The organism is Gimesia chilikensis (assembly GCF_008329715.1).
GTDB lineage: Bacteria > Planctomycetota > Planctomycetia > Planctomycetales > Planctomycetaceae > Gimesia > Gimesia chilikensis.
Genome location: NZ_VTSR01000032.1, coordinates 74,197 through 97,978, shown reverse-complemented (window position 1 = coordinate 97,978; position 23,782 = coordinate 74,197). Strand labels below are relative to the sequence as shown.

At 53.8% G+C, this 23,782-nt stretch carries 14 protein-coding genes; 7 read left to right on the top strand and 7 right to left on the bottom strand.

Annotated elements, in window-relative coordinates:
• The first annotated feature begins 89 nt into the window (after window positions 1-89).
• From FYZ48_RS25315 to FYZ48_RS25300, 4 genes are all read left to right on the top strand, one after another.
• Window positions 90-2,234, top strand: a complete 2,145-nt coding sequence (locus FYZ48_RS25315) for a c-type cytochrome domain-containing protein (RefSeq protein WP_187782214.1) — start codon at window positions 90-92, stop codon at window positions 2,232-2,234.
• Between the two features lie 93 nt (window positions 2,235-2,327).
• Window positions 2,328-6,410, top strand: coding sequence for a CHAT domain-containing protein (locus FYZ48_RS25310; RefSeq protein WP_149345319.1), 4,083 nt, complete (start codon window positions 2,328-2,330; stop codon window positions 6,408-6,410).
• 293 nt (window positions 6,411-6,703) lie between these two features.
• The gene (locus FYZ48_RS25305) at window positions 6,704-8,083 is read left to right on the top strand and encodes a hypothetical protein (RefSeq protein WP_149345318.1); all 1,380 of its coding nucleotides are present in this window, start codon (window positions 6,704-6,706) and stop codon (window positions 8,081-8,083) included.
• A gap of 69 nt (window positions 8,084-8,152) precedes the next feature.
• Window positions 8,153-9,241, top strand: coding sequence for a tetratricopeptide repeat protein (locus tag FYZ48_RS25300; RefSeq protein ID WP_149345317.1), 1,089 nt, complete (start codon window positions 8,153-8,155; stop codon window positions 9,239-9,241).
• Here FYZ48_RS25300 and FYZ48_RS25295 read toward each other — a convergent pair.
• Window positions 9,192-9,731 (bottom strand): hypothetical protein, encoded by a 540-nt coding sequence (locus FYZ48_RS25295; protein ID WP_149345316.1) that lies wholly within the window; start codon window positions 9,729-9,731, stop codon window positions 9,192-9,194. The genes FYZ48_RS25300 and FYZ48_RS25295 overlap by 50 nt on opposite strands.
• A 175-nt stretch (window positions 9,732-9,906) precedes the next feature.
• Between FYZ48_RS25295 and FYZ48_RS25290 the strand changes: the two genes are divergently transcribed.
• Together FYZ48_RS25290 and FYZ48_RS25285 are read left to right on the top strand one after the other, a co-directional pair.
• The gene (locus FYZ48_RS25290; RefSeq protein ID WP_149345315.1) at window positions 9,907-11,832 is read left to right on the top strand and encodes a DUF1592 domain-containing protein; all 1,926 of its coding nucleotides are present in this window, start codon (window positions 9,907-9,909) and stop codon (window positions 11,830-11,832) included.
• A gap of 93 nt (window positions 11,833-11,925) precedes the next feature.
• Window positions 11,926-13,314 carry a DUF1552 domain-containing protein gene (locus tag FYZ48_RS25285; RefSeq protein ID WP_149345314.1) on the top strand — a complete coding sequence of 463 codons (1,389 nt, stop codon included), beginning with the start codon at window positions 11,926-11,928 and terminating at the stop codon, window positions 13,312-13,314.
• A 6-nt stretch (window positions 13,315-13,320) separates the two neighbouring features.
• Here the strand turns inward: FYZ48_RS25285 and FYZ48_RS25280 are convergent, their stop codons facing one another.
• From FYZ48_RS25280 to FYZ48_RS25265, 4 genes are all read right to left on the bottom strand, one after another.
• Window positions 13,321-15,588: a peptidase domain-containing ABC transporter gene (locus tag FYZ48_RS25280; protein ID WP_149345313.1), complete on the bottom strand. Its 2,268-nt coding sequence runs from the start codon at window positions 15,586-15,588 to the stop codon at window positions 13,321-13,323.
• 4 nt (window positions 15,589-15,592) lie between these two features.
• Entirely contained in the window at window positions 15,593-17,158 is a 1,566-nt protein-coding gene (locus FYZ48_RS25275) for an HlyD family efflux transporter periplasmic adaptor subunit (RefSeq protein ID WP_149345312.1), read from the bottom strand.
• An 88-nt stretch (window positions 17,159-17,246) separates the two neighbouring features.
• Window positions 17,247-17,513: a hypothetical protein gene (locus FYZ48_RS25270; protein WP_149345311.1), complete on the bottom strand. Its 267-nt coding sequence runs from the start codon at window positions 17,511-17,513 to the stop codon at window positions 17,247-17,249.
• A gap of 238 nt (window positions 17,514-17,751) precedes the next feature.
• Window positions 17,752-18,036, bottom strand: a complete 285-nt coding sequence (locus FYZ48_RS25265) for a hypothetical protein (RefSeq protein ID WP_149345310.1) — start codon at window positions 18,034-18,036, stop codon at window positions 17,752-17,754.
• A gap of 449 nt (window positions 18,037-18,485) precedes the next feature.
• Between FYZ48_RS25265 and FYZ48_RS25260 the strand changes: the two genes are divergently transcribed.
• A complete protein-coding gene (locus FYZ48_RS25260) occupies window positions 18,486-21,557 on the top strand; it encodes a protein kinase domain-containing protein (RefSeq protein ID WP_149345309.1) in 3,072 nt (1,023 codons plus the stop codon).
• Window positions 21,558-21,614: 57 nt separating this feature from the next.
• On the opposite strand, the gene FYZ48_RS25255 is transcribed toward FYZ48_RS25260, so the two are convergent.
• Both FYZ48_RS25255 and FYZ48_RS25250 read right to left on the bottom strand, forming a co-directional pair.
• The gene (locus tag FYZ48_RS25255; protein ID WP_187782213.1) at window positions 21,615-22,205 is read right to left on the bottom strand and encodes an RNA polymerase sigma factor; all 591 of its coding nucleotides are present in this window, start codon (window positions 22,203-22,205) and stop codon (window positions 21,615-21,617) included.
• Between the two features lie 143 nt (window positions 22,206-22,348).
• Window positions 22,349-23,782, bottom strand: coding sequence for a DUF1501 domain-containing protein (locus FYZ48_RS25250; protein ID WP_149345307.1), 1,434 nt, complete (start codon window positions 23,780-23,782; stop codon window positions 22,349-22,351).

Sequence of the window (23,782 nt, the reverse complement as noted above, 5' to 3'; positions counted from 1 at the left end):
ACTGTCACAACCTGAGAATTCAAGAGAGGTGAGGCATGAGTCGCAGCCGGTCAAACCCGTGGAAATTACTGTCTCTTTTTGCCATATCTATGTCCTGTTTAACGACGACAGTCAGGGCACAGGGAGAAAACCTGTCGGCGGAAGTCAAACAGATTTTCCGCACACGCTGCCTGGAATGTCACGGAGATACACGTCGGGAAGCAGACATCAATATTCTCGACCTGAGCACGTTTGTCGGCGCAGCGGGCTCCGTCGTGCCGGGCAATGTCGATGAATCCGTGCTCTACGATTACATCGCTTCCGATGATGAAGACTTCCGCATGCCGGAAGCACCGCGGCCTCCGCTCAGTGCGGGAGAAATTGAAATCGTCCGCAAATGGATCGAAGCCAAAGCCCCTGCTTTTCCTGAAGATGTTGCCGTCCCTGCTCAAGCGAGCCAGGATCCCGCGTTTGCCAATACCATCGGCACTGAATTTGTATTAAAGCAGATCCTGAAATTCGTGGAAGCCACGCCCCGCTCTGACCGTCCGTTTTTACGTTTCTTCAGCAGCAACCACCTGCTGACCGCAGGTGCGACCGCAGAAGAACTGCGCGAACAGCAATTTGCCCTGACCAAAGCGTTGAACCACTTGTCCTGGCAGCCCGACATCGTCAAACCGATTGCGGTCGATCCCGAAACAAATACGATCTTCGCCGTAGATATTCGCAAACTGGGCTGGCATGAATCGGTCGTGACTCCCGTTTCACCTCACAAGCTGCCCGGCAATGCCAACGTGGACAAGTTCGACATGGTCCTGCTCGAATACCCGTATGGCATCGCCTATGAAAACGCAGAGACGTTCGAACAACTCCGAGAGGTCTACCTCCAGCCGGCCGGTCTGATCAGACCGGTACCCTATGTCCGCATTGACTGGTTGATCAGCGTCGCCACGCAATCGCCGCTCTATGAAGATCTTCTCGAACTGCCGCATGAATTGAGTCAGCTCGAACAGATGATCGGCGTCGACAGCGAAGCAAACCTGCAGAACTTTATCGCCAGCCGGGCGGGCATGACGCTCTCTGGAGTTTCACGCAACAATCGCATTGTCGAACGGCACCCATCCCACGACGGTGCTTACTGGAAAAGCTTTGATTTCGAGACCAGCAAAGGTCTACAGAACATGTTCGCCGACCCGCTTGATTTCCATTATGCCGGCGGCGAGATGATCTGGAATCTGCCCAACGGTCTGCAGGCCTATCTGGTCACCGACAACGCAGGCAACCGTATCCTGGAAGCTCCCACTACAATCGTGACCGACAAATTCTCGGAAGATAAAGTCGTCCGCAACGGACTGGCCTGCATGCGTTGTCATGACCGGGGAATGAAACCTTTCTCCGATAACATCCGCCCTGCATTTCAGGCACTCCCGAATAACACCGGCCTGAATACGCGTGACATTCTACGCCTCTACATCCCCAAGCAGGAAATGGACCAGTTGCTCGACAAGGATGAAGCTCGCTTCCAGTCCGCCATGCAGGCAGCGTTGGGAGGCAACGTGAAAAATGAGCCCCTAACCGCCACCACCCGGAAATTCATCGACGCCCCACTGACGCTTACCCAGGCCGCTGGCGAACTGGGCCTCAAAGAACCGGGGCAGCTGAATGCGGTATTCAAGCTTCCCCAGTTCACACAACTGGGACTGGCAGGATTATCCACCGGCGGCGTGATCCGCCGCGATACCTGGGAGGACTATTACGACCGGGTCGTACGCCAGCTGGGTATCGGCACTCCCATCGCTGCCGTCGATGGTCTGACTCGTCCGGACCATTTAGCCGAAGGACTGGCCCGCAACCTGAAAGTAAGCACCAATCAGAAAAGCAATCTGTTCTCACCCGGTGACGAGATGGTAATCAACATCAAAAATCAAACCGGCGTCGATCTGTTTATCGAACTGGTAGGCACCAGCGCCCGAGGTCGCAAAGTCGCTTTGACCAAACAGGTGCTGCCCTTAAAAAATGGCAGCGTATATCGTTTCCCGGAAACCGGTTCGATTAAAATCCAACCGCAACTGGGTACCGAATTCATTACCGTCTTTGCCAGCCCCCAACAATTCAGTCCCGGGGTTCTGCTGCGGGGAAAGAATGTCAACGATCGCTTCGTTCACGATTTCTACAATTTCGCAGACGACCAGAATCGACTCAAAAATAACCCCAGCCAGCTGATTAAGAAAACAATCAGTATCGAAACCAGGTAACGACTAAGCCTGCGGGTCAGTTGTTATACATTGATCGCGTTCACAGTTTTCCCAGACATTTCTGTTTACACCAGATTGAAGTCAGGTGATCGAATGAAATTGCTCTCGAGACTAATCTTCGGGCTTTGGATTGGAACGCTGCTGCTCCAGTCTGCATCAGCCGAACAAATGGTGGAGATCACAAAACCCACCAGCCTCCGGGTGGAAAACCGGAACATCGCTGCCCTGCAACCGGGACAGACAGTCTGGGCCTTCAAAACCGAGGGAAAATGGACCTGGGTCAAACATCCCGAGTTCAACGAAAAAGGCTGGATCCCGCTGGCCGATCATCAAACTTCGAAACAAACCGATCAGCAGAAACAACTCCTGAAAGAAGTAATTCAACAACTCAAGCAGATCGAGAACATTAAATCGACTACCTATTCCGCTGAAAGACATCAGGCCCAGCAGAAAGTCTGGCAGAACCTGCAGCAGGTCTACGGATCGAATCACCCCGACACCGCAGCAGCTTTGTCAAACTACGGGATTGAACTGGATAAAAAAGGTGAGTACCTGAAAAGCATCCGCATTCTGAAAGAGACCTTACCCGTACTGGAACGCTGGAAAGGGGAAGACCATCTCGATACGGTGCGCGCCCTGGAAATGCTCTCCGCGATTCAGTTCCGGGCCGCACAATACCGGGACGCACGAACGACTCTGGAACGGGTCAGCAAACTTCGCGAACGCCACTTCCCCGAAGATATCGAAGGCAAGACTACGGTTCTGGCCAACCTGGGAGTCATGTATGAACGCCAGGGGGATATCACCCAGGCACGCATACTGATCGAACGATCGGTTGAGCTGCGTACGAAAGCATTTGGTCCCTCACATAAAGACACGCTCTCAGGCAAACGGCAACTGGCGGGGGTGTTGTATGTACTGGAAGATGTTTCCGGAGCCCGCAAACTGTATGAAGAAATCATCCTCACGAATCGCAAAGCGGGCCGTGGAGAAAGTGCCGACAACATCGAAGTCCAATACGAGTTGATGTTGCTGTTACAACAGAGCGGGGAATGGGAACAGGCCATCAAACTGAGTAAAGAACTCATGCCGCTGGTGCAGCGCAAGTTCAGCAAAGATCACCCACTGTATATCAAAACCTCGTCCGCCATCGCCCTCCTGACCGGCGATGATCAGACTTCGATTCAACTCACCCGGGAAGCATTAGCCGCATCCCAACGCACCCAGGGATTACATCATCCCCAGACGTTAATGCTTCAGTATCAGCTGGCCTCCCAGGAATACAGGAATGGCAACCGGGAAGTGGCGGCGCGCAGCTTGCGGGAACTTCTTAAGATTTACCAGCAACTGGGCCAGACGGCAGACAGAAAGAATTCGGATGACCGCGAGTTGGCCCAGGTTCTGGGCATGCTGGCGGTCGTGGAAGCCCATTCCGGAAACTGGAATGAGGCTGCGGACGCGTTCGACCGTCAGCGTCGCATCTCAAAACGCTTCACCGACAAAGTGCTGCCCGGCTTGAGCCAGAAGGAGCAGCTCCGTTTTCTCACCGGCTATGATGCCTGGCAGTATCAACAGGCCCTGGGCATCATGTGGTCGCAGCGCGATAACGAGCACCTGATGGAAAAAAGCCTGGAAGCAATCCTCAACCGTAAAGCCCTGGTTCAGGAAACCCTCTCCAGTCACGAGCGTCTATTACGACAATTCAAAGGAGCCGCCCGTTCGGTTGCGGAAAACCTGTTTGCCATCCGACGCGAACTGGCGTCCCTGGCATTAAAATCCGATCTCAACGAACAACAGAAACAGGCTCGACTGGAGGCGCTGAATCGCCAGGAACAGACACTGATCCAGCAACTGGGCCTTGCCGATGCGGAACTCAATCGAAGTGAATGGGTCACCCTGCAACAGATTCGGGCGCAACTGCCCTCAGACTCCGTGCTGGTGGAATTTGTGCGCATCACTCCCTATACGATCAACGAAGAAGGTGCTCAAGCAGAGAAGCACCGCTACGCCGCCTGGATCATTCCCCCCACTGGAAAAGGGCGCATCCAAACTATTGACCTGGGCTCTGCCTCGGAGATCGAAGCCACTCTACGGACGGGGTTGCAATCTATTCAGAAAGGGGCCGCTCAAACCCTGCAGACCGGGGAATCACAAGCAACCGCGGCGACTCAAAAACTGCTGCAGGCTCTGTTCCAGCAGACACTGAAACCTCTGCTCCCGCATTTAACCAATGTGCAGCAGGTCATTCTGTCTCCTGACGCTTCGCTCTGGCTGGTTCCCTGGGCGGCTCTCCCCCTGGAGAAAGACCGTTTCGCCGTCGAACAGTTCGAATTTCGCTTTGTTGTCTCCGGACGGGAACTGCTGGCTGATCGTCAGGGTTCCAGCTCAGGCGTGACGGCTCCGGTCATCTTTGCCAATCCGGATTACAATCTGTTCGGACTCAGTCAGACCGAGCAGCCAGAATCCGGCTTACAGCTGGGACCGGTCGGTCTGCTGCCCGGCACAGCCCAGGAAGCCTTGAGAATTGCGCCCCCCATCAGCAAATACACGCGTCCCCCGCGTCTGTTGACCGAAGCCCAGGCTACGGAGGCCGCTTTCAAATCGATCCGCAGCCCCGAAGTACTCGTCTTGAGCACGCATGGATTCTTCCTGCCCGATGAAGCCGCCGTCAGCCTGGAACAGAAAAAAGCACTCTACCATGCAGCCAGAATTTATAATGCGGCCAATAAATCCTATAAGGCCAAAGAGTATCAGAAAGCCCTGGTCCCCGCCCAGTGGGCCTTTGAAATCTGTAACGAAATCCAGGGTCTCAATGGCATTGCCACCTTCAACTCAGCCCGACTTTCAGGCCGGATCTTGCGGGCCCTGAAACGTTATGAAGAGGCACGTCCCTACTATGAATTTCAGCTGGATTTTAGATTACTGAACGACGGTTCCAGCACCAATACCATGTATGCCTTCAAAAACCTCGCCAGCCTCTGCGGTTCTCTGAAAGACTACCAGGCGCAAACGAACTCTTATGAGCAGGCCTGGCGCATGGGAGCCCGGGTCCGGGGCCCCAATGAGAAAGCCGTGCATACCATCCGCTCCCTGTTAATCAGCGCTGCTGAAAAATCAGGAGACTATGCCCTCGCCTGTGAAGCCAGAGAAGATCAGATCAAATATTACAAGAACAAATACGGTCCCGAACACGCCAATACCATTGTGGCCGACCTGAAAATGGCCCGGCTACTGGAATCAAATCAACAGTTTACCGAAGCAGAAAAACGTTTTCGGGACAATCTGGCCCTGCGAATAAAAGTCTATGGGGCGGAATCCGAACGGACTGCCCTGGCCCATAGTCTGCTCGGTCAGTTTCTGGAACGCCGCGAACGCTATCAGGACGCGGCGACCGAACTGCAACGCGCAGTTGAAATCCGGGAAAAAATCTCGCCGGATAATAAAAAACTGATGTTCGGTTCCTATTATCGCCTCTACCAGGTTTTCGATAAATTGAACGATCCCGAGCAGCGGGACCATTATCAGAAGCAGATGGACGCGACCGGCTTGAAACTCAAGAAGGCAGATAGCAGCAAAAAAGAATCTGCTTCGACGAAGCCATCTACACCGGAGAAGAAAGAGACAACCGAACAGACAGAACCCATTGATCCCGACCTGGCAGCCCTGCGGACAGCCGCCCTCAATCAGATGTCGCGTATGGTGCAGACCTATCCGACCAATCAGGAGGGAGCTGTTAACCCCCTGCTCCGTTGCGGCCTGATGCTGGCCGGGTGCAACAACCGGCCGGAAGCACTCAGAAAACAGAAAGATGACGGCGTATTGACCGGCCTGGAAATCATCAGTACCGACCTGCGTGGAACGCGTCTGGTTGTGCTCAGTGCCTGCGAAACTGGCGTTGGAGAAATCCGTTCGGGGGAAGGTGTTGCAGGACTCCGGCAGGCTTTCCAACTCGCCGGTGCAGAATCCGTCGTCGCCTCACTCTGGAGTATTCCCGATCAGGAAACAGCCCTGTTAATGGAAGAATACTTTTCCAATCTCGCCCAGGGGATGAATAAGTCGACCGCACTCCGGCAGGCGCAACTCAAACGCATCCAGGCCCGCCGCGATCGGTATGGAGCCGCTCATCCATTCTTCTGGGCCGCGTTTACACATACAGGTAAAAACGAAAGTCGTTGAACGTGAATCAGTCAGTCTGAACCACAACGAAAGTCCATCGAGGTCACAATTTCGATTGAGATCCACTCTAATTGTAATATTAAACAACAGGCTTAACCTCAGTGTCATAAAGCACTTTCCGGCACCGACTCAATTCAGGACCGGCTGTCTGATACTACAGACCACAGACAGCGGACGCTGATTCCAGAAAATTCAGAAATGACGGGAAGATTTACGATTCTGAGTCGTTTACAGTGTAGAAAGTGAACGACTCACTCTCATTCTTCAATGAACGCATAGGGAAGTAACTTAGTATGAAATACCAGGCCCGCATCATGAAAATGACATTCACACTCCTGATCGCGTTGATAACATCCATGGTCGTGCCGGGGATGAGCCAGGCCCAGACCATTCAGCAGGGACTCCAGAAACAGATCCCCCAGGTCATCGACTATCTCAATCAGCGACAACTCAAAACCATCGGAGTTTTGAAGTTCCGGGTCAAAAAGCCGGGCGAGAAAATCACCGCCAGTGCGGGTGCTCTGAATTCTCTACTCGCAGATCGGCTGGAAGTCGGTTTGATCCTGGCAAATCCCTTTGATGAAGCTCGCCAGCTCAACATCATCAAAGATGCGAGCGCACAAGCCGCTGAACTCAAAGACGCTGATCATTTAACGGAAGCAGGGCGTAAAGCATTTTTTGGACCTGAATTCAAACTGGCATGGGGCAAAGAAAAAAAGACAGCCGATGCATTTCTGACAGGCATCGTTTTGGTCCATGATGATAATCAGCGTGCTTCAGTCGGCATTCTCTGTTTTGATAAAGCGAACGGAAAATTAGAGCGGGCCTGCGAGGTCTTTGATGTCGACCTGGATGCCGAGTCAATCGGTGGCATCGGAGAAAGCTTCTTCCTGCGAGGCGCCTTTGACGGCGGTTCGACACAGCTGTCCTTCAACGACCAGCAGAAACAGAAACAACAGCAGATCCTGAGCACAGCAGCCCGCGTAAAAAAGCAGCAGGACACATTCCCGCTAATGGATGCAGCGGCCCCCGTAAAACTTGAAATCTTTTATGACGGACGGAAGGTACCCGTCACAATGAAAGACGGTCAGGCGTTTGTTGCTGAACCGGAAGAGGGCCAGAAAGTCGAAATGGCACTGATTCGTAACAGCTCCGCCAAAGGGCGTCTGGGGATCGTGCTCAAAGTCAACGGCGAAAACACACTGTACCGACAGGTCAAGCGGGACCTTGACTGCAACAAATGGATTCTTTCCCCCGATCACACACGGACCGTGGTCAAGGGGTATCAGATGGAAGATGACAACACGGCTGAGCAGTTTCAGGTTCTTTCGGAAGCAGAATCGGCCAGACGTGCCATGGACTACGGACGGCACACCGGCCAGATCCAGATGACCGTCTTTCAGGAACTCCAGCAAGCCAAACCCCAACCCACGATTTTAAATGAAGATGAACAGGACCTGGTTGCCATGCTGCGAGGAGTTCAGCCTGAAGAGCAACCGGCAAATCTGGGAGCCTTGAAGTCTCAGATTCGCCTGGCCGGAAAAAAACAACCGGAAACCCGCGGAGGTTTGATCGTGCAGGGCGCACAAACGGATAACAAAGTCAAAACAGTGAAATTCCAGGCTGATCCCACGCCCATCATGTCGGTCACGATCACCTACTATCGCCCCTGATTGAGATGCTGCGGAGTCATCTCACCGAGTTCGTCTCCTGAAAACACACTCTCAGAATGCGAGGTTATCATGTTATCCACGAAAACAACCAGACTGGTTCATACAGGTTATTTGATCGGACTGCTGTGTGTTGTGCTGACTCGCCCTGCCCTGTCTGCGGAAGGGCCGATGCTAATCGTCAACACGCCCCAGGCAGAAATCAAAGTCGATCGCAGCCAGGATGCGAAAGTTTTAAGAACAGTCAAACAGGGAAACCGGCTCTGGGCGTTTGCGACGACGGATAAATGGTATGAGGTCAAGGACCCTAAATCCCAGCAGCACGGCTGGATCTCCCGCGACCAGGCCAGCCCGATCCAGTTAACCGCAGAGCAAATGCAGAAAATCAAGTCAGCGCAAGAGACATACTCGAAAGCTATGAAACTGTATTCCAGCGGAGATCGCAAACAGGCAGTGCAACTCGGGCTACAGGCTCTGGAACAGGTAAAAGCGGTCCACGGAAAATATCATCCCGATACCGCATCCGTCATGTCCTTTCCTGCAGTCGCCTACCACGAACTGCAGGACCTGGAAAAAGCCACTTCCTACACGGAAGAATGCCTGGAGATTCGTCGCCAGGTCTTCGGGAATGCTCATCCCGAAACAGCGGCTTCACTGAATAACCTGGGATCGCTTTACGTAACCTTAAAACGCTATTCCAAGGCTGAACCACTGCTCAAGAAAAGCCTCAACCTGGCCCGTACCCAACTGGGTCCAAAGCACCAGGGAACCGTCTCTGCGATGATCAACCTGGGGTCCCTCTACGAAGCGATGGGAAAATTTAAACAGGCAGAAACGCTTTATCAGCAGATCCTGTCTGTGATGACTCAGAACTACGGGAAAGATCATTACCGAACGTCGGTCGTGCACGACAAAATGGCGAAACTCTATCTGCAGATGCAGGCTTATCCCCAGGCAGAACAACACATGCAACAGTGTCACGCCATTCGCCAAAAGTCCCTGGGAGAAACGCATCCCGAAACGATCAACGCCTTACATGAGCGGGGACGGATTTACGTGATGCAGGAAAAGTATGCGGAAGCAGAACCACTGCTCTCTCAATCGCTGATAATTAACCAGAAAGCATTGGGGGCCGATCATCGGGCAACCATTCAGGCTTAATCTGGGTCATCACCGCGAGGAATAGCGTGATAATCACCAAGACCATAAACAGATAAAATCCCAGCTGGCTGAGTTGATGGCGTCTCTGTTCACGCCGCCTCCGCGCTTCGTTGAATTTGTTGATTTCCGCCATTTGTTTAGGAGACGGCATGACCGATGCCAGCCATTCATCGAGATCAGCAATCAATTGCGTCGAGGGCCAGGGTGGCGTTTGCGAGCCTCCCCAGGTCAGATGCACCAGGGCATACCTCGCTCCTTCAACCTCAGAGTCCAGCTTGAGCAAGATATCATCAGTCCCGCTGAAAGCCCCCAGCACATTGGCACTGATCCCGTAAATCAAATGCCCGGGCGACAGTTCCTGCGCAAGCTGCTTGAGAAGCCCCGTATTCCGATCAGGAGTTACCAGTTCAAATCCCATGTCTGACAAGTCGGACTGATGTGAGATAACCCAGGCCAGTTCATCCTCAGTGTGACGTTCTGAATTCATCATGCCTCACCCTCGATTATGTTTTGATATGCCTCGCACGTTTTTTAAGAATGAATCTTTCGTGAATTGTCATTGCCAGGCTCTCCCGAAGCGACCTCAGCTCGGCCCGTTATTTACAGTGTACCAGACAGCAACTACAATGCATGAGTATAAAGTATGTTGTCTGAGGAGTTTTTGAATGAGTATCACTAAGGCACATTTTGTCCGTAGCGCGATCACTGTGATGGTGCTGGGCATCCTGTGGGTCAGTCCGGACACCGGTCATGCTGAGTCCAAAGAGGATAAAACGCTGGCTGTACACAAAGCGGACGCCAAACAATTTTTCGATAAACAGGTTAAACCCTTCATCAAAAAATATTGCATCGACTGTCATCAGAACAGACGCCCCACCGAAGCCGGCCTCAGCTTTGACCCGGCTCTGCAAAGTCCCGGCCATGCCGCTTTCAGCGAGAAGTGGAAAAAGTCCGCAGCCCGCGTGAAAGCACACGACATGCCCCCCGAAGGACTGGACCAGCCGTCTGACAAAGAACGTCAGATGTTTGCAGAATGGCTGCAGAAAGTGAAATATCTCAGCCCTAAAGATCCAGGCCCGTTTGTGATTCGGCGGCTCACGAAAACGGAATATGGCAACACGCTCCACGATCTGTTGAACGTCGATTCAGACATCGTCGCCAGTCTGCCGGACGAAGTCAGTGGCGAAGGCTATCTCAATTCGCTATCACCACTTCAACTCGAACAGTATCTGACCATCTCCGAAAACGTCTTGAATCAGGTGGTAGCATCGGAAGGAGAAGCTCCTACCGAAATACAAAAACAACTCTTTGGAGAAAATCCCCAGTCCGGGTCAGACGAGCAGGCAGCCGTACGCAAGGTTGCGCAGTCACTGGCACGAAAAGCCTATCGCCGCCCGCCCACCACTGCAGAAATCGATGTCCTGCTGAATGTGTTTGATCTGGCAAAACAGAACAAACTCAGCTACCAGGCCTCCTGCCGACTGATGCTCAAGGCGATTCTGGTGTCGCCCCAGTTTTTGTTTATCACACCGGCTAAAGAGGTCGAGACGAAAAAGGGAATCGTGCCCCTCGATGATTTTCAGCTCGCCTCGCGTCTGTCTTATCTGCTCTGGGCCACCATGCCTGACGCGGAGCTGATGACGCTGGCCGAACAGGGAAAACTGCATGAACCGCCGGTCTTGAAATCTCAGGTCACGCGGATGCTGCTGGATCCACGCTCGCGGGCCCTGTTTGATGGCTTTGGGGCGCAGTGGCTCAAGCTGGGAGAGATACACACGCGAACCTTTGATCCTGAGAAATTCCCACAGATGACTGCCGACATGCGGACGGCGATGTACGACGAAGCCCGCCTGTTTTTCGAAAGCATCGTCCGCGAGAACCGTAGCGTTTCGAATTTCATCGACAGCGATTACACGTACCTCAACGGGAACCTGGCCACGATCTACGGCCTGGAAAAAACCGTCACCGGCTCCGAGATGCGGAAGGTCAAACTGACCAACGGCAATCGTGGTGGAATCCTGGGAATGCCCGGGGTCCTCGCAGCGACATCGTTCCCGAACCGCACCAGTCCCGTCAACAGAGGCGTCTGGGTCCTGGAACAGGTCCTCGGAGATCATGTCCCCGCCGCCCCGCCCAATGTCCCTTCGCTGGAGAAACAGGACAAAAAACAGATCGCCAATCTGACGCTTCGCGAACGGACCGAACTGCACCGATCCGAAGCGGTCTGCGCCAACTGCCATCGTCTGCTCGATCCGATCGGGTTCGGTCTGGAGAACTTTGACGCCATCGGCCGCTGGCGCGACAAAGACGAAAACGGTCAGGCCATCGATGCCTCCGGCGAACTTCCGGGCGGAAGGAATTTTTCCAATCCCAAAGAACTCAAAGCCATTATCGCCGACCACAGCGTAAAGTTTTCTCGCAATCTGGTCGAGCGTCTGTTAGCCTATGCATTATGTCGACGCCTGGAAGGGTATGACGAAATTGTGATCGATGAACTGATGCAGAAGATCGCGAAAGACGATTATCGCATGCAGACGCTGATCACCGAGGTCGTCACCAGTTACCCTTTCACGCATCGTCGAATTGAGTGACAGGCGGACCACACACCACCCTCTTTGCATGACGGACTTGCAACCCGTCGTACAATTTAAGTTTTCCTCTGCAACCCACCCAAAGGCTTTCCCATGAGCAATTATAAAGCAATCGATCGTCGTACCTGTCTGAAAGGCCTCGGAGCCGCCCTGGCGCTGCCTCTGCTGGATGTCATGGGCTGGGCCGAAGCCAGCGAGAAAAAAGCGTTCAAGCCGCCGGTCCGCCTGGGATTCATGTACATGCCGCATGGCGTGATTATGGATCAGTTCTGGCCCAAGGATCCCCAGACGTTTCTGAAATCGCCGCCCCCTGCTCTGGAATCATTACGACCGGTGATCGACCAGTGTCTGCTGATGAAGGGCATCGCCGGCGTTTCCAACGGCCCCTATCGCGGGGCTCCCCACGCACTCGAACTTTCGACCTGGCTGACCGCAGCATTACCCGATCCGGACAAGCGGGACGAGATCAGCATCTCGATCTCCGCCGATCAGATCGCCGCGAATTCCCTGGGTGCGTTTACTGCCCTCCCGTCTCTGGAACTGGCCACGATGCCCCAAACCTGGAAGGAAAACCAGGCCGGGTTGAACGAAGCCTACTACTCGCACTGCAGCTTTCGCTCGCCGACCCAGGCGGTCCCCGCCGAGACCAATCCCCGCAATGTGCTGAACCGTCTGTTCAATAAGAAAGAACAGGGGGACGGACTGTCGACCAACGGGATGAGCAGTTTAGATCGCAGCATGCTGGATCTGGTAATTGGCGGCGCCCGCGATCTGCGTCGTACGCTGTCTTCGACCGATCAGAAGAAACTGGATCAATACCTGGACAGCGTCCGTTCGGTAGAACGCCGGATCGCCGCCATCGAAATGCGGCAGAAAGAAGCGGCCCTCGAGAAAGCGGGAGTCCGTCCGAGCCGCAGTCACAAAACCGACTCCCCTCCTATCGAGATCAAGATTCCCGAAGGAGACAAACGCAGCGAATACATGCAGGTGATGTGCGACCTCAACGTGCTGGCCTTCCAGACCGACACGACCCGCGTCTGCACCTACATCGGTTCGACCCCGAATGGCGTCTCGTATCCCGAACTCGGTTTCAGAGACCAGCACCATTCGCAGACTCACCATAATGGTGAGAAGAAAAAAGTCGACAAAGTCGCCGCGATCACCAAATTCAACATCGACCAGTTTGCCTACATGGTCAACAAGATGCACAGCCTGAAAGAGGGAGATGGCACCCTGCTCGAGAACTGCATCATGATGTGGGGCTCAGGACTCGAAGACGGCGATCGGCACACCCGGGCCAACCTGCCTTTCATTCTCGCCGGAAGCGGCGGAGGTGCGATTAACACCGGACGCTTTCTACCCGATGTCAAAGGCAATCAAGGCGACCTGCTGACAACGTTATTGACCTGTGCCGGTATCCCGCTCGACCGCCCCGTCGGCATCGCCACCAAACAGATCTCGGAGATCCCCGCCAGCTCCTGACATCCTTTACAGGCATGCCTGCTCGCTGACCAGGTGATGATACAGGCCTTCCTCCTCAAGTAGTTCCTGATGTGTGCCCTGCTCTACGACCTGCCCCTCATCGATCACCAGGATTCGGTCAGCATTTCGCACGGTCGACAAACGATGGGCTACTATAATTGCGGTCCGGTCCTTGAGAATTTCCTGCATGTTCTGCTGCACCACGCGTTCAGACTCCGCATCCAGCGAAGAAGTCGCTTCGTCGAAAACCAGGATTGATGGATCACTGAGCAGTGCCCGGGCAATCGCGATTCGCTGTTTCTGTCCGCCCGAGATCCGAACTCCCGTTTCGCCGATCATCGTGTCATAACCGAGAGGAAACCGGGAAATAAATTCATGCGCCCCGGCGGCTTCAGCAGCCTGCATCACCTGATTCAAACTGGCCTCGGGATGCGCGATCGCGATGTTCTGGCGAATCGTACCTGAGAAAATGTCAGGGGATTGAGGAACTACTCCCAGTTGGGAGCGCAGACTCCGCAGATCAACAGCCGAGAGATCAAAGCCATCAATCAGGATCTTGCCGCTATTGGGCCGATAAAACTGCTGCAGCAGGTTCAATAAAGTCGTTTTACCCGACCCCGATCGTCCGACAATCGCGACGGTGGAACCGGCCTCAATTTCCAGATTAACACCATCCAGAATGTCAGCCGTGTCGGCATTATAGCTGAAGTGGACATCCTGAAATTCAATCCGCCCCTGCAGACGCGGCAGCCGGACCGCTGATTTTCCCGGTACCTGCTCGGGAACAAAGTCATGCACGTCTGCCAGTCTCTGTAGAGAAAGCCAGGCTTCCTGCAATTCATCCCACAAGCCAATCAGGCTCATGATCGGCGACAAGGCCATCGTCACCAGTGCCTGGAATGCCACCAGTTGTCCCAGCGTCAGTTTGCCATCAATTACCAGGTGCGCTCCGTACCAGAACAGCAGCAGTTGAGCCAGCATATTGATCGAAGACGAAAACCCGGTCAGCAGCATGCCCACTTTCGTTTCACGAAATTCGATATTTGCTTCCTTAACCAGGTGCTCTTCCTGCTGCCAGCGGGCGGCATCTTCCGCAACACAGCTTTTGACGGTGCCGATACTTTTCATTGTCTCAATCAGTTGCGAATTCGTGGCTGCGGACTGTTCCACCGCCTGCAGGTTGATTCGCTTGATCGCCGGCGTAAATGCGAGCGTCAGAATGGCATACAGGGGAACCGCCGCCAGAGCCACAACCGTTAACGGCGGACTGTAATACAACATCAGCCCGACAGTCAGCACTACGGTAATCAGATCCAGCAGAGTGGAAATGAACTTTCCTGTCAGCACATCCTGAATTTCTTCATTGTCCTCAAACCGCTGCATCACATCACCAATCCGCCGGGTATGGAAAAAGCGGAGTGGCAGTCGCATCATCTGTCGCAGCAGATCTGATGAGAATTTCAGCGTCAGTTTCTGTGCCAGGTGCGCTGAAAAGTAATCCCGCAACAGCGTGATGACCATCTGGAACACGCCGACAATCAGCATCCCCACCAGCATCAGATTCAGCATGTTGACATTCTGATGCAGCAACACCCGGTCTACGACGACCTGCGTAAACACAGGAGAAATCAGGGCGAAGAGTTCCAGCATGATCGATGCCAGAAAGATTTCCAGCAGTAAGCCGCGATGTGGCTGCAAGTAAGGCAGAAAGCGATAGATGGTTGACTGGGCCGGCTTGTTCTTCTGCAGATCCAGCGTCGGTTGCAGGCTGAGCAGATAACCGGTCCAGCCCGCGACGAATTCTTCATGGGTCATTTTGATCAAACCCCGTGCCGGGTCTGCCACCAGCACTGTCTTTCGCATCAATTGATACACGACCACGAAGTGAGTTCCCTGCCAGTGGGCGATCACAGGCAGATCCAGGCTCATTAACCCTTCCAGGCCGGTGCGTAGCAGCCGCGTAGAAAATCCCAGTTGCTCGGCTGCCCGCGAGAGTGAATTCAGGCTGGCGCCGTCCTGTCCGACACAGGCCAGATCACGCAGTTCGCCAATACTGAGCCGCACGCCGTAGTACCTTGATACCATCGACAGACAGGCGGCACCACAATCGGTCTCGTCCAGTTGTCTGACATGCGGAAAACGACGCAACCAGCGTTTTTTGCGGGGTGTGGCCTGCGCTGGTTCTGATGCGGTTGTTCTGATCATGGCTTCTGCTTTCTGCTTTAATAATTCCAGTTCGTTATCCTGTTTCTGTTCCAGGGTCGTTCTGCACATCTGCCTATTCCTCCGCTTTCTTTCCCTGCTGAAATGCCAGCAGAGGTTGCAGTAACACTTCGATAATCCGTTTGCGCCCTGTGACGATTTCCGCCTGTGCGGTCATGCCTGGCAACAATGGTTTCTGAACGCCGTCCACACGAAAGTAATTCTGATCCAGCGTGCAATAACCGCGATAATAGGTGCTATTCCCTGCCCCCGATGACGCCCCACTGCTGCCGCCCTGACTGCGGGATGCTTCAGCGACTTTGACCAGTTGATTCAATTCACCAGTAATCGCGCCGTGCCGGGCGTAGGGAAAGGCATCAAATTTCAAACGTGCCTGCATCGATTCGCGTACCTTGCCAACTTCCCGATTCGGAATCTTGACTTCCGCGACCAGTGTTGCTCCTTCCGGGATCAGTGTGATTAGCGTCGCGCCGCGTCGGGCGGTCTCTCCATCGGTGACGTGAATCTGGCCGACGATGCCGGCAATCGGTGCCAGCACCAGGTGCTCATCGGTCTCCTCGAACTCGCCGCTGGTCAACCGCTGCATCAGTTCGTGACTCATGCCACTCAGATTCAATCGCGCCCGCTTCTGCGACTGTGCTAACTGAATCTGTAGAGAATCATGCTTGTGTTGCGTTGTCAGTTTTTGCGTTTCCAGTTCGCCCGTCAGTCGGCGGATTTCCAGTTCTGCCTGCCGGGTTGCGACGGCATTCTCAGCCATGAGGACTTTGATGGCCGCGATCGCTTTCTCCCGCTCGTTGATGCGGGTCTGCAGTGTGACTTCCTGTAGACGGCTTTCATTTTCGGCTTCATTGATTTGTGATTCGACTTTGGCCAGAGCTGCACTAGCGGTATCGTATTTCTCCTGAGCGACACGCAGATCAGAACGGCTGGCGGCACTTCGCTTCACCAGCTGTACTACACTCGCCAGCTGCTCTTCCTGTCGGTCTGCCTGAGCTTTGGCAAACTTGCGATCCAGCTTCAGTCGGCTCAGCTTTTCCTGCTGCTGTTTCTGCTGGATGACATGCTGTTCCCGCAACAGTTCCAGGGCCCGGTTCTCGCTGGCGATCTGCAGTTGCAGGGCCTGCTGTCTCTGTTCCTGGCTGGCGATTTTCTGCTGCTGGATCGCCGTCTGGCTCTCTGTCTGACGTTGCTTCAGCGGAATCGCCTCCTTAAGCTCCCGCTCGACCGCTGCCAGCGAACGCTCTGCGGTGCGGACTTCAGAGAGGATCTTAACCACATCGGCAGAATCGATGCGTGCCAGTGGCTGATTTGCAGAAACCTGCTCACCCTCCTTCACCAGCAGTTCGGTGACGATCCCTTCCAGATCGGTCTGCACCGGCTTCAGTCTTCCCTGCGGCGTAATCACCGCGGGTGCCTTGGCGACTTCATCGACGCGTCCCAGGCAAGCGAACAGCAGACTGACGATCACAAACAGGATGCACAAATAGAGCACCCCGCGTGAAATCCAGATCGGCATCGCTTCCAGTGTCTCCGAGAGAGGCGATTGTTCCTCTTCGATCCGTTCTGATTCGTCCAGGGAAGAAGAATCATCAGTTGATGAGTGGATGAGTGCAGCCATTCAGGGTGGCTCCATAAAAGAAATGAGTGGGTGTGATTAAGAAAAAGCACAGCCCCGTCGTGGGTGAATCAACGGGGCTGTCTATGGATTAGCTGAAACTCCAGTTTCGAGCGGGCCGGAAGTTGGTCTGGGAAACGGTTGTCTTAGGGCGTCGAATCTCTTCTTTGTATTTCACGGTATAATGGCCGTTTTTCAGACGGATCATGCGGACGACATTTTTCTTAGCCATAATCCGCTTCAACCGTCTCGCTGTCACTTTACGTGTAAAAATCCTTCCCCCCATAACACCGACGGCTTCTTCAGGTGAGATTTCTTCGATGACGGCTGACTGATTCAGGTTCTGCTTCTGGTTCATGGCTTGGCTCCTTGTTTAGGTTTGTTGTTTTGTTTGATGTTGAATGGCTTGTTGCCGGGCTCGACAGGAAATCAGAATTTCCGCGACACCATGGACACACACGGGACAAAAAATTGTTTTTTTTCAGAAATGAATCTCGTATGCTGCGTACCTGGCAATTAGCACGGTCGTCGTAATCCATAAAAAAAGCCCGCTGTCCGAAAACAGCGGGCCGGGAGAATGATTTTATTTTTCTGAATTAGAAAAAGTTGTTGGCGGGGCGATACCCGCTGTTCCCGTGGGAATAGGTGGGTTTCTTACGTTTGATTACCTCTTTGTATTTCACGGTGTAATGGCCATTTTTCAATCGAATCAATCGAGTCAGTGCCTTTCGGGTCACGATCCGTTTAACTCTCCGAACTTTATTTCCAACCAGTTTTGAAACAATGACCCGGTAGCGTACCTGGTTGCCCCCGAAAACGTTCGCGGCTTCTTCTGGTGAGACTTCTTCAATGACGGCTGACGGGTTGAGGTTCTGGTTCATGGCTTGGCTCCTTGAATTGTTTTTTTGTTATTGAGTGTTGTTGACTGGCTCGTTGCCGGGCTCGACAGGAAATCAGAAATACCGCGACATCATGGACATCCAGAGCACAGAAAAATCGTGTTTTTATCAGATTCACCCTATATTTCGCCTCAACAGCCCCCCCTAAGTTACTGACAGAAAGTCACTTATAGCCTCGATCTTCTTTCCGCTATTTCTATGCAGCCAGCTGATCTTTCTTGAATCCGCATCCTTCCGAACGGTAAGGTACTACTTAAATGGAATAAATTCGCGCCCGATTCCGACCTCGAATCATTTTTTTAATTTCTCAATTTTCCCTGTCCATCTGCCAGCCCAATTCGAATCACCTCGTGAGAGACCGTCAGTGGTAACAGTGCCAGACTCCCTGCACGCCACGGCAGACTTCCGCGTATTTTCCCGAGGTAGGTATCATGAACTCCCTGAATCAGATTCTCGATCAGTATGAACAGCTCTGGCAAAGTGGCGTCCAGCCTCAACTCGACCAGTTTGTGAAGGACCTGGAATTATCAGAGCCTGAGCAACGCGAAGTCCTCTCTGAGTTAATCGTAGTCGACCTGGAATATCAGGCTCGTCTATCCGCCGCTCAACAGTCCCCGGACGTAGAAGCCACTACACCGGCTTCGGTCACCGTGACGGATCAGACCTCAGGCATATTTACACTGGACTTCTACGCCGACCGCTGGCCTGATCTCTTCTCCGATACAGATCACTGCGCCAGCCTGATCGCGGAAGAATACCGCATCCGTCACCGCTGGGGTGATCAGCCCGCAATGCAGGAATACATCGACCGATATGGCGACAGCGCCGTTCTGCGCCGCGAACTGGAAGCCGTCCAGCGGGAACTGGCACTCGACAGCCGGGAAGCGACCGAGAAAACCTCACTCACAGGCACTTCCCCCCAACTGTTCCCGGAACTGCCCGCTCACTTTGGTCGCTATCAGTTACTCTCCCTGATCGGTAAAGGAGGTATGGGCGAAGTCTATCGTGCCCGGGATTCCCAGCTTGACCGCGAGGTCGCTCTGAAACTCCCCCGCCTGGATCAGAGTGCGCCGCTGCTCAAAGAGCGTTTCCTCAACGAAGCCCGCACCGCCGCCACGCTCCGCCATCCCCATATCTGTCCCATCTATGATTCGGGTCAAATCGATAGCCAACTATACTTGACGATGGCCTATATCGAAGGTCAGAACCTGCAGGAAGTCTGGGCCGCCGATTCACACAACTCACTGCTCGACAATCTGACACTGCTGACGAAAGTTGCCCGCACCATCCAGGTCGCCCACGACCAGCAGATCATTCATCGCGACCTCAAACCCGCCAACATCATGATCGACTCACATGGCGAACCGATCGTCATGGACTTCGGGCTGGCGCACCGTGTAGTGGAAGGACAGTCCCCACGGCTCACCCAGGCAGGAGATCTGGTCGGTTCGCCTGCCTACATGTCGCCCGAACAGATGGAAGGCCATACCGAAACGCCCGGTCCGGCCAGTGATATTTACAGCCTGGGAGTGATTCTGTTTGAAGCCTTGACGGGAAAACTTCCATTCACAGGCACACTGGGTCAGATTACCGCTTCAGTCATGCGCGACGAACCGCCGCGCCCTTCGACCCTCCAGGCAGACATCGATGCAGAGCTCGAAACGCTCTGCCTGCAGATGCTGGAGAAATCCCCCGCAGTCCGCCCTGCCTCCATGCAGCAGGTGGCTGAACGACTCTTTGAAATCCAGCAGCGACTCACCCGTTCAGAGACCATCGACCGCACTAAAGCCAATCCCAGCGAAATCGGTAACCGAGGTCGCAACCGTAAACGCAGTCTGCTCGGTGCCGCGGGAGTCGCAGCCCTGTTCTGTATGGGAATTATCCTCACGCTGGCAACGGATAAAGGAACACTGGTTGTCCGTAGTGAAGTCCCCGATATCTCCGTCCTGGTCAAACAGGGAGAGAATACCGTGGAAACACTCAAAGTCAGCCAGGGGACGGATTCCACAACGATTTACAGTGGACAGTATGAAATTGTCCTGCAGGGTAAGAACCTGGACGGACTCGAGGTAAATCCCCAAGTGGTTAAACTCTCTCGAAATCAAAAAACCGTAGTCACCATCGAACGTATCACCAATCAGAAAATCGAACCGGGACAGATTCCCTCCGCCGGCGTTTCACAGGCATGGCTCGTAGAGACTCAAAAACTCCCGGCTGTGGAACAATTTCAGGCAGTCATCAAAAAACTGGAGGAACTCAATCCCGGCTTCGAAGCCCACATTGGTAAAAATGTCTATGCAAGCTACTTTGGAGGCCGTCCGAATCAATACGTCAATCTAGTCAATATCGAATCGGATCATCTGCAGAATATCTCACCATTACAGGCAATTCAAACTCTAAAGACACTGAGTATCTCAGGTACCAACCGCAGGCTCAGTCAATTCAAAGACCTTTCCCCGCTGGCAGCAATGAATCATTTGACCCACTTAACGGTCGTAAATCATCCACAACTGACAGAGATCGGACCGCTGCAAAACCTGAAATTGAAGAACCTCGAATTGTCGAACACCAATGTCGGCGATCTCTCCTCCCTCCGGAAACTGCCGCTCGAGCGTCTGAATTTGAATGGCAGTCAGGTCACAGACCTGTCTCCTCTTTCTCAAATCAAGACTTTGATCAGTTTACAGTTTCGCTCTACATCCATCTCAGACCTGAGCCCCTTAAAAGGTCTGCCTCTGACCACTTTACTTCTGTCACATACCGATGTTTCAGACTTGAGTCCTCTACAGGGAGCATCACTGGTAGAACTGGATTTCATGTCTACAGATGTAACCGACCTGACACCCCTCAAATCCATGCCACTGGAAATACTACGTCTTAATAGTCAGATCAGCGACCTGACTCCATTACAGGACCTTTCCCTGAAAGAATTCCGCCTGAATGGATCTGAAGTGTCTGACCTCACTCCCTTGCAGGGGATGCCTCTGGAAAAACTCGATCTCAATCATTGCTCCAATCTGCAAGACCTGTCCCCTCTGCAGGACATGAAACTCAAACATCTGAGACTTTATCAAACCGATGTACGCGACCTGACGCCACTTGCCGCCATGCCGCTGGAAGAATTATATATCGGCGCGCCCGTCAGCGATATCAGCCCTTTAAAGAACTTACCCCTGAAAGCACTGGATTTATCATCCGACGAACTGACTGATCTCTCTGCGTTGAAAGGAAAACCTCTGGAATACCTGAAACTGGGCTACTGCCGACAGATCAAAGACCTGACTCCTCTAAAAGGTATGCCTTTACAGATGCTGTTCCTGGAAAAAACCAGTGTGCAGGACCTGACACCATTAAAAGGCATGCCCCTGGAAGTACTGGGACTGCCTGAAGACCTGAAATTAACCAAAGAAAATCGCGAAGTACTGCAGTCCTTCACCGCCCTGAAAGTGATTAACAAAGAACCTGCCCGCTATTATTTTGAAAAACATCTCCCGGGCAAATAGGGTGTCTGCCCGGGACAGGCTCCGTTGGAATCAGGGTTCTGACGGAGCCGTTTTTTTTCAATCACCCTGCAGGCTGCGCAGGCGTGCTTCCAGTTGATCGCGAAATTCACCCAGAAAACGGCGGACAGTGCGTTCGGAACGCTCTACCGTTTCAGCAATTTCTGGAATCGTCTGGCCCTGCAGTCGCAGTTCCAGCATCTGCTGCTGCAGTGGATCGAAGTCCCGAATGAGAAAATCGACTTCATCCGACAGCGCCACCGCTTCCGCTTCCGTCGGCTCGCTCGCAAACAGCGCCGCCTGGTTCTCGGCCGAGGACTGCAAGACATCGTCCCGATCCAGGCTGCGTTTCTGCTGCTGAAAATGCTCGGCTTGCTTCAACAGCTTGTTACGGGTGATCGCCGCCAGCAGCTTCCATAAGTCACCCGAACGTTCAATCGCATACTGACCTTCCTGGGACCGGACAAAAAACGACCGCAGGGCTGACTGCACGATATCGTCGGCATCCACTTTTCGCCCCAGCTTCTCCGACAACCGGGAATGCGCCAGGCCTATCAGACGCTGAAAATAACGGTCAAAGATTTCCTGAGCCGCATCCTGGTCACCAGCGCGAACACGCTGAAATACATGCTGTGTCTGTTCTTCGTTCACAAGACGCCTCTGCTGGTTAAGCCACGGTTGAGCGGTGGAAACCAGTATATTTTCCCCGGTAGATCAGGTCAACTTTTCATTTCTTCCTTTGACTGAGATATCGAACATTGAAGACTGTAGACGGACACGTGAATCAAACTCGTTCAACCAGTGACCAGCTTCGTCTGGAACTCCCCTTCGTTGACCGTGGGACGTTCGGGGCGGCCGTTGTATTCGTACGTGAGTTTCATTCGATCCAGGCCCAGCAGGTGCAGAATCGTGGCGTGCAGATCGTGAACGTGCATCCGATCTTCAATCGCCCGCAGCCCCAGTTCATCGGTGGCCCCGATAGTTTGCCCCCCTTTGACCCCGCCGCCGGCCATCCACATGGTGAATCCGGTCGGGTTGTGATCGCGTCCGTCCCCCTTTTCTGACATGGGGGTCCGGCCGAATTCGCCTCCCCACACCACGAGTGTCTCATCCAGCAGGCCCCGTTGCTTCAAATCCCGGATCAGTCCGGCGACAGGCAGATCCATCGCCTTGCAGTGCTGGGTATGATTCTTTTCGATCCCGGAATGCGCGTCCCACTTACTGCCGGCCCCATGATACAACTGCACGAAACGGACGCCCCGCTCCACCAGTCGGCGTGACATCAGACAGAGTCGACCGAAGGACGATGTTTCCTGCTGATCCATCCCGTACAACTTGCGGGTGGCTGCGGTCTCCTGGCCCAGGTCGACCGCCTCGGGAGCTTCGGACTGCATCCGAAACGCGAGTTCGTAACTGGCGATGCGTGCGTCGAGCTCCGTCTGCCGGGCGTGCTGACGGGCATAGCCCTGATTCAACGATTTCAAAAATGACAGTTTTTCGCGCTGCCGGGCCTCTGTCACTCCTTCCGGATTATTCAGATTCGGAATCGGCTGCTTGCCTTCCTGTAAGCGAATTCCCTGGTACACCGCGGGCATAAATCCGGTTCCCCAGTTCCGCGGACCATTCACCACGGAAGAACGGTTATCCTGCATGACCACGAACGAGGGGAGGTTCCTGTTTTCCGAACCGAGCCCGTACGTCACCCAGCTCCCCAGCGAAGGACGACCGCCGATCAGCGAGCAGGTATTCATCTGGCAGACACTGGATGAATGATTCAGCCCATCCGCCCAGCAGGAGCGAATCACGGCAATGTCATCGACACAGGTCGCAATTTCGGGCAGCCAGTCCGAGACCCAGGTTCCCGCTTCGCCATGCTGTTTCCACTTCCGCTTCGAGATCAGCAAGGGAGACCGGGATTCCCCGGCGGCGGTCAGAATCTCACCGAAGCTGTCGGGCAGAGTCTGTCCTGCCAGCTTGTTCAACAGCGGCTTGGGATCGAACAGATCGATGTGGCTCGGCCCCCCTTCCATGAACAGAAAGATGATATTCTTTGCCATCGGCTTGTGGTGAGGAACAGGCCCTGTAACAGGAGCCGATCCCCCGGCAGCAGAAGAGCTCTCAGCCTGCGCCAGCAGACTGGTAAGGGCAACGGAACCAAAGCCAAGTCCGCTGCGTTCCAGAAACTCGCGTCGGGTGCGGGGTGTTTCAATATGTGGTGTCGAGAACAT